Here is an 8,262-nt window from a genome sequence, read left to right as displayed (position 1 = left end):
TTTACTTTCACGTTATTTGGAACTTTGTTAACCATTCGGAACCGCCGTATGCGGACCCGCATGTACGGTGGTGTGAGAGGTCAGGGGCTAGCCGCTCCTATCTACTCGATTGGGGTCACTTCCTTCATCTTTAATTATACATGATGCCAGTAAGTGGACTCGCCTGTCTTTGGACAGGCAGGGAAGGTATCATTCTTATTTAACTCGATTTGTTGGCCGTCTGAATCTTGATAATGACCTGCTTCCATTACGCTTTCACCAGTTTTATTACCCATTTGCTCATAGTAGTAATCAGATCAATACAGATAAGAACATGTGTTTCTGTTTTTCTTGTTTCACGTATTGACCCTTTCGGAGCAGGTGCTACAATGAATAAAGATCTCAAAAGAGCTGAGAGGATACCCATCATGTTTGAAATTAATAAGCTAGCCAAGCTTTCATATAATCAGGACAACCCGAAAGCGCCTTACTTATTTTCGGGTATTACAGTAAAGATTCAGCAAGCGGAACGTATCGCCCTTATCGGCTCATCAGGGCAAGGGAAGAGTACGCTTCTACGGACCCTGGCTTTATTGAACTCACCAGATGAAGGAATGATGCGATTCGAGGGATCCTCCTATCTAGAGGTTGGAGCACGTGACTGGAGGAAACGAATTTGCTATGTTGCTCAGCAAGCGGTCATGCTGCCTGGGAGTGTTGAGGACAATTTGCGTACAGCAAGCCGACTGCATGGCAAATCATACGAAAGCAAGCTAGCAGATGAACTGCTGGAGACATCAGGACTGAGCGGGTTGGATCTTCAAAAGAATGCCCGTGAACTATCTGGTGGGGAAATGCAGCGGATTGCCTTAATTCGATCTATGTTACTACGGCCAGCGGTACTGCTTCTGGATGAAGTGACATCATCGTTAGATGCGATGAATACGAGGGCTGTCGAGCAATTACTACAGAAGTGGCATGAAAGAGAAGGAACTACCCTGATTGGAGTTACGCATGAACTAGAGCAAGCGGCGCGTACGAGTGAACGCGTGTGGTTTATGTCGAACAATACGTTACTTGAAGATGCGCCAACAGCGCTTTTCTTTAGTGAGCCATCAACAGATGCAGCGAAAAAATTTATTGGCGTAAGTAAAGAAGAGGTTCAATTATGACGATGTTGTCACTTAGTTTTACATTACTATTCATTCTAGCAACGATGTTGATATCCTACTGGCAGAAGCTTGGGTTAGAAAAAGAGATCGCTATTGGCACGATAAGGTCGACGCTGCAATTACTATTCATTGGATATGTGCTTCATTATATTTTCCAAACCCAGCATGTTGTTTACTTAATTATCATTATTACGCTCATGATATCTGTAGCATCTTGGAATGCTGCAAAACGCGGCGGCGACATGCCGGGAATTATTTGGCGAGTTGCTTTGTCGATAATGACAGTTGAAATTCTTATGATGGGGTTGCTTCTAGGACTGCATCTTATTGAAGCTACACCGCAATATATCATACCTCTAAGCGGGATGACGATTGGAAATGCCATGATCGTATCAGGCTTATTTATTACTCAACTCAAAAGGGAAGTTCTTGCATCGAAGGGCGAGATTGAGGCTCTATTGTCACTTGGAGCTTCTGCAGGACAGGCACTGCAAGCAGTTAGGAAACGAGCGGTTAAATTCAGTATGATTCCGACCATCGACGGCATGAAAACAGTAGGACTTGTCCAGCTTCCAGGAATGATGACAGGTATGATCGTGGCAGGAGCAGAGCCAGTAGAAGCGGTGCGTTATCAAATACTAATCGTATTCTCCTTCACTGGATCTGCAGCAATTACTAGCATACTGTTAAGTGTTCTCATCTATAAGTTAGTGTTCTCGGAACATCTGCAATTAAAGACATTTCAGGAGAGCAGATAGCCCAATCGTTTACCGCCAATGCGTACAATCGCAACAGAGGTCAGCAATAAGCCGGCGCATACACCATACATAATAGAGTAGGACGAATGATCGGCTATCGTGCCCATCACGATGTTGCCAAGGACAGAACCAAGATCGGATACGGCAATGAACACACCAATTAGCATATTGCGAGAGGACATGGGCAGCACAATAGTCAAATACGTTACTAAATGGGGGTAGAGCATGGCCATGCCTAACCCAATGAATATAGAACCTGCATACATGAATAATGCTCCGGCATATACAGATAGTGCCAAGAGCGTCAGGCCAACAGCCATACTTACTAATAAACGGACGATAAATCTGGGATGCCATTGGCCGTCAGAGGGAACTTTTTTGCGTAAGGCGAATCTGCAGAAAACCATCACGCCAGCTTGGAGCATCAAATAAATGCCTGCATGACCGACACCGCTTTGTTTCGTGTAGAGCGCGATAAATGTTGTTACAGCGCCAAAGGAGATAGAAGCAATAAGCATAGCAGTACTGGATATAAGAAATCCACGATGAGTCCACAGTTGGCGCAGCTGAGAAGACATCGAGCTTGGATGCTGTTGCTTATCTTGAGCTTCTTGCGATCCTGAGGACAGTGGAGCCGTGAAGCCTATGATACCCGTAACAAGGGCAATAATGATCATAGATGCCGTGAAGGCACTCATCCCACCCCAGTCCCATAGGGTTAATGCCAGAATAGGACCGATTACGGTAGGCAGCATGCCTGCTAACAAATAAAGAGAGATGCCCTGAGACCGATCATTGTGAGCCAGCTTATCGACAATACCTAGTTGTAGCGATAAGGAAAAACATGCCGTCGTTACGCCCTGCATAGCACGAAGTGCGAAGTACCACTCCAGCCCGGATACCGTATAAAGCATCAGAATAAGGCCATTCGCAAGCAACAAAAAGCGTAATACTGGCAGTGGACCGAAGCGATGAACGATATTGCCCGCCCACGGACGAAAGAGCATGCTCGTTACCATATAAGCGCCCATCATGAAGCCGATTTCTGTATTACTTGCCCCTTGCGCTTCGCTGCGCAGAGGTACAATGATATTCAAGATTGGATTTGCGCTGAAAAATAGAAATGTAATAGCGTATAGCCTTATAAAAGGTAAAGACAACGGGCCGCCTTTGGTCATAGCAACTGTCATTCTGCTTGAACGGATTTGATTTTCCGGTCTCGTGGATGCTCAGCAAGGACAGAATGCAACAAAAGCTTCACAGCCCGATGTGAAGATGCAAAAATCGATTCCTTATACTCGAACTGTTCAACGAGCTCTCCCTGCTCCATGACAGCTATCTGATCTGAAAGGGCGTAAGCAGCTTTGATGTCATGGGTGATGAACAGATAAGAAAGCCCAAATGATCGTTTCAAGTCAAGTAGCAACGCTAAAATTTGGCTTTGATTAACCATATCAAGACTACTAATCGGTTCATCTAGCACGATGAGTTTTGGCTTCAGCGCAATCGCTCTTGCGATGTTAATTCTTTGCAGTTGGCCGCCGCTGAATTGATGGGGGTATTTCACCATGTCTGCTGCCTGTAGACCGACCATTTCCAATAGTTCGCCGATCCTATGCTTTTGTTCAAGCGATGACATGGAAGTGTAGTTGCTGAGTGGCTCACCGATAATTTGTTCGGCGCACATGCGTGGATTAACAGCAGCGTAACAATTCTGAGAGACAACCTGCAGATCTCGTCGAATGTTCCTTCGGGATGTTGGATGCATGCTGTACATATCGTGCCCCATAAAGATAATCTTTCCTTGCTGTGGTTTCTCCAAACCAAGAATGACTTTGCCGAGCGTACTTTTCCCAGCTCCGCTGCTCCCCAACAAACCCAGACAAACGCCTTCCTGTATGGAAAGGGAAACCTTAGAAAGCGTTGGCGGTTGTTGACGTGTTGAGCCAAATAAACTATTTTTACCGTAAGTATGACTGACTTCCTGTACTTGCAACAAGCTCATCGTTGTGTTACCTCGTTTTTAAAAGTGTAGAGCCTTCTCGACCGTCTGTGTGTTAGAGGAATCGGGCAGCTGTAACCGTGCGTTTAGCAATTTTTTTGTATAGGCATTGGCGGGATGATCGAAGAGTTGGAAGACATCGGCTTGTTCAACAATTTTCCCATGCTGCATAACCATAACCTTATCTGCCATCTCGGCAATGACGCCTAAGTCATGAGAAATCAACAAAATGGTTGTGCCACATTCCGACCGCAGCCGTTCCAGCTGTATTAATACTTGCAATTGATTGACCATATCTAGTGCAGTCGTTGGTTCATCAGCGATGACGACGGCAGGTTTCAGGCACATACACATCGCAATCATCACCCGCTGCAGCATGCCACCGCTCAGTTGAAAAGGATACTGCTTAAGGATCTCATGAGGCTTAGGCAAATTCACGTTAGCTAGAGAAGTAGCCGCGAGTTCATATGCTTCCTTTTTACTCAGCTTTCTGTGCGCAAGAATGGTCTCAATGAATTGATTGCCAATGGAATATACGGGTGTAAAAGCGTTCATCGGATTTTGCATAATAAAGCCAATTTCCTTCCCTCGTATACGACGCATCTCCTTTGGGGCCATGCCATTAAGCTCGCGCCCACCCAATCGAATGCTGCCTTCAACAAGGGTATGTTGATCCATCAGTTGTAAGAGAGAATAGCACGTGACGCTTTTTCCACAGCCGCTTTCACCAACAAGACCGAGAATTTGTCCCTTCTCTAAATCGAAATGAATATCGTGAAGCAGTTGAATTTGGCCTTGATCTGAAGTTACTTTGACATTCAGTCCACTGACCTGCAATACTTTGCGAGATGTGTCCACCTAAGTGCCTCATTTCTGATTTAATAACGTTTATTCACCCCGAATTTATGCGACAGCGCTTCCCCGAGCAGATTAAAATTAATAACCACAAGTAGAATGAAAAAACCAGGGTACATCATGAGTTCAGGATGACTTCGAATGTAGCTCTTGCCCTCAAGAATCATCGCACCCCACTCAGGGGTTGGTGGCTGAATGCCTAAGCCAAGGAAGGACAATGCAGAAATATCCATAATCGCCCAGCCAATTTCAAGTGTACCGATGACCACAATAGGGGGCAGAACGTTGGGCATGATATGCTTCCTCATAATGGTCCAAGGAGAAGAGCCGCTTATAATGGCAGATGTAATAAACTGACGTTCTCGTAAACTAACAACAAGTCCGCGAAACATGCGTGCATAGGTTACCCACTGAACAAGAAGCAGGGCAAATATAATCTGCATAATACCTGGACCTAACATAGCTACAATGCCGAGCACGAGGACAAGGTTCGGAAAAGCCATAACGCCATCGCAAAAGCGCATGAGTAAGGTATCGATCCATCCGCCTTTATACCCCGCAACCGTTCCAACAACCAGTCCTATGGTTAAGGATAAAATAAACACTAGGAACACTAAGCCTAACGATATGCGAGCTCCGTATAGCAGTCGGGATAATAAATCGCGCCCCAAATGATCCGTCCCTAATACATATTCGAACGAAGGAGGTTGCAATTTCAATGCAAGATTGACCTTGATCGGATCATGTGGTGCCAGCCAAGGTGCCAGAATCGTGATTATGAAAGAAAGAAGCAGGAAGCAAGAGCACACAATAATGGTCTTCCTACCTGAGAAAAGATTCTTTATACGTTTAATCACGGAGTGGTTCTTCCTTTCAAAGAAATTCGGGGGTCCATATACATGTGAACTATATCAACAATTAGGTTGCAAAGCAGGAACGCGCATGCAGCAAGAAGCACATAGCATTGAACGACTGGAATATCTCGATTAAAGATAGCTTCAATGAAGTATCTGCCAATCCCAGGCCATGAGAACACTTGCTCTACAATGATCGTACCCGTGAGCAATTTGCCGAAATTCATACCTAAACCGGTAATGACAGGGGAAATGGCAATTTTCATCACATGTTTTAGCATAATTACGCGCTCTTGAATACCACGAGTTCTGGCATATAAAATATAAACCTCTTGCAATTGCTCCATCATACTTGCCCGCAAAAGTCGGCTATATACAGCGATAAGTGCAAATGACAGGGTCAGAGATGGCAGGACGAGATGTTTCCAGCTTCCCATGCCATTCACCGGTAACCAATCCAATTGGACAGCGAAGAAAAAAATCAACATATAGCCAAGCCAAAATTGCGGAATCGATGCGCCAAAATAGGAAAGTGCTTTGCTGAAATAATCAATCCAACTATGGGAGTAAACAGCTGATAAATACCCCAGTCCAATACTGACAATAATCGTTAGGATGATGCTGCTGAAAGCTATCTGCAAGGTAGCTGGCATTCGCAAGGTCACCTCGTCCCAAACAGGTTTATTGGACAGATAGGATTTTCCGAAATCAAGTCGGGCTATTTGAGTTAATGTGTGCCAGTACTGTGCATATAGCGGTTGATCCAACCCCAATTCATGCCGCTTCTCAGCAAGCAATTCCGCTGTGGGTTGAATATGCGAAGCCGAGAAATAAGCTTCCGCCGGATCGACCGGCGAAAGCTGAGTTAAGATAAATGTGAGAAGTGTAGCGAAAATAACCAAAGGAATAATGGCGAGCAGTCGCTTTCCGATATAACTACTTAATTCCATTGAAAGGGTGATCCCAACGACTTGCTGGGAAGGTAACATTGGATAAGGATTTATTGTAAACAACAGTTTGTTTAATGTAAGAAATAGGTACGATGACGGACTGCTCATGTACTGTTGTCAAAATTTCCGAATAGAGCTTCTTACGTTCGACTTCATTGGTGGAGGCAAGAACTGTTTGTATCTTTTGGTCGAGCTCCTTCTTCATAGGGATGCGAGAATGGGCTTCAGCTACGCCAAAACTTGGTTCTTTCACAGCATTAATAAGCGTATGGGGATCATAAGGAACACCAGAATTAAACCAGAAACGAACGTCGAATTTCCCTTCGCGGAGCAGCTTCGTTGCAGCAGTTAATTCCATACCAGCGATGTTCAGTTTTACGCCAATCTCTGCCCAAGCCGCCTGTACGGCTTCTCCCATTACTTTTTGAATCGGATCGGTTTTATCGTAGACTAATTCCAACTCTAATTTTTTTCCATCTTTTTCACGAATGGTTTGACCAGAAGCCAATTTCCAACCAGCGTCATCTAGATAGGCCATGGCCTTGGATGTACTGTAATCAACAGAGTTAACTTTCATATCCACATACGGATAGTTGTTAGATAATATAGTATCGGCCTTTTGTTCTACGCCGCCTGTAATACCATCTACGATGCTCTGTTTATTCAAACCATGCTGAAGAGCAAGACGAACTCGTTGATCTGCAAGCATATCGTTGGTGGAGTTTAATAAGATATTTCTAGTACCTACCGGATCCGAGAGAGCTGTTCCATATTTGCTTGTGCTTTGGAGTTGTTTATAGGCATCTAAGCTGATGGCGCCTTCACCAAATATCATATCCAGTTCGCCTTTTTCAAAAGCCAATACACGCGTTTCGCTATCAGGAATGATTTTCACCGTAACCTTATCAACCTCAGGCTGCTCCCCCCAATAATTAGGGTTTCTAGTGAATACTGTGTATTGGTCTTGTTTGTACTCCGTAATCATCCAAGGACCTGTGCCTACCGGTGCCTTGAGATCTTTGAGGGTATCATCACCTTCCGGGAAACCAGCTTCACCTAAGAAACGGAAAGGTCGAACAGTCGCTAAATCCTGCAATGCGGGATAATACGGCTCAGAGAGAGTTAACTTAATCGTTTGCTCGTCAAGCATATCGGTCTTTTCTAACACCTTGGCTATGCCAAGCCAACTGTGCGTGCTTTTATTTTTCATGATGGCATCGAAGTTTCTTTTCACGATTGCTGCGTTAAATGGTGTACCATCGGAGAACTTAATATTCTTGCGAAGTTTGAACGTGTATTCTTTTCCATCTGTTGAAATGTTCCATGACTCTGCAAGGTAAGGCTTAAGCTCCCCGCCTTCGTTATAGCTAACAAGAGGTTCGTAAAGCATCGATTGTGAAAATAATTGATTTGGGTAGTAGGCATGAGGATTCGATGGGCCCAAATCTCTCATCCAGGAAACGGTGATCTCCTTTGGTTTTTGTGGAAGAGCTGTGTTACTGCTGGTTCCTGGCTCAGACTTGGAACAACCTAATACAGCAATAAGCAATGCTAATAGCATAGCTATTTTTGGTAGGAAGCGGGTTAACGGATTGTGAATCATTGTGGTATTTCCCCTTTTCATTGATAATGATTATCATACTCGATAATAGTATTTTTTTTTGCTACAATTAACAATGGAGAAATACCTGT

8 protein-coding genes are annotated in these 8,262 nt (G+C 44.4%); 2 read left to right on the top strand and 6 right to left on the bottom strand.

Going from position 1 to position 8,262, the window contains the following annotated elements; all coding sequences use genetic code 11:
• Positions 1 to 407: 407 nt before the first annotated feature.
• Together AC58PV_RS30815 and AC58PV_RS30810 are read left to right on the top strand one after the other, a co-directional pair.
• Entirely contained in the window at positions 408 to 1,151 is a 744-nt protein-coding gene (locus AC58PV_RS30815) for an ABC transporter ATP-binding protein (RefSeq protein ID WP_497436702.1), read from the top strand.
• Positions 1,148 to 1,909: an ABC transporter permease gene (locus AC58PV_RS30810; protein WP_497436701.1), complete on the top strand. Its 762-nt coding sequence runs from the start codon at positions 1,148 to 1,150 to the stop codon at positions 1,907 to 1,909. Before AC58PV_RS30815 ends, AC58PV_RS30810 begins: the two co-directional genes overlap by 4 nt.
• Here the strand turns inward: AC58PV_RS30810 and cntE are convergent.
• From cntE to nikA, 6 genes are read right to left on the bottom strand one after another with little or no spacing between them, the layout of a single operon-like run.
• Positions 1,894 to 3,087 carry a staphylopine family metallophore export MFS transporter CntE gene (gene cntE, locus AC58PV_RS30805; RefSeq protein ID WP_497436700.1) on the bottom strand — a complete coding sequence of 398 codons (1,194 nt, stop codon included), beginning with the start codon at positions 3,085 to 3,087 and terminating at the stop codon, positions 1,894 to 1,896. The two genes, AC58PV_RS30810 and cntE, sit on opposite strands and share 16 nt — an antisense overlap.
• An 8-nt stretch (positions 3,088 to 3,095) precedes the next feature.
• Entirely contained in the window at positions 3,096 to 3,914 is an 819-nt protein-coding gene (gene nikE, locus AC58PV_RS30800; protein WP_497436699.1) for a nickel import ATP-binding protein NikE, read from the bottom strand.
• An 18-nt stretch (positions 3,915 to 3,932) separates the two neighbouring features.
• On the bottom strand, positions 3,933 to 4,769 hold the full coding sequence (locus tag AC58PV_RS30795; RefSeq protein ID WP_497436698.1) for an ABC transporter ATP-binding protein: 837 nt from the start codon (positions 4,767 to 4,769) through the stop codon (positions 3,933 to 3,935).
• A 20-nt stretch (positions 4,770 to 4,789) separates the two neighbouring features.
• On the bottom strand, positions 4,790 to 5,623 hold the full coding sequence (nikC, locus tag AC58PV_RS30790; RefSeq protein ID WP_497436696.1) for a nickel ABC transporter permease subunit NikC: 834 nt from the start codon (positions 5,621 to 5,623) through the stop codon (positions 4,790 to 4,792).
• On the bottom strand, positions 5,620 to 6,570 hold the full coding sequence (gene nikB, locus AC58PV_RS30785; protein WP_497436695.1) for a nickel ABC transporter permease subunit NikB: 951 nt from the start codon (positions 6,568 to 6,570) through the stop codon (positions 5,620 to 5,622). Before nikB ends, nikC begins: the two co-directional genes overlap by 4 nt.
• Complete coding sequence (nikA, locus tag AC58PV_RS30780; RefSeq protein ID WP_497436693.1) at positions 6,557 to 8,173, bottom strand: nickel ABC transporter substrate-binding protein; 1,617 nt, start codon at positions 8,171 to 8,173, stop codon at positions 6,557 to 6,559. The genes nikB and nikA overlap by 14 nt, the downstream gene beginning before the upstream one ends.
• Positions 8,174 to 8,262 lie beyond the last annotated feature (89 nt).

The sequence above is a fragment of the Paenibacillus sp. J22FR83 genome (assembly GCF_059691955.1).
The sequence above is the reverse complement of the archived record's forward strand: the minus strand, read 5'-3'. Positions and strand labels throughout refer to the sequence as shown.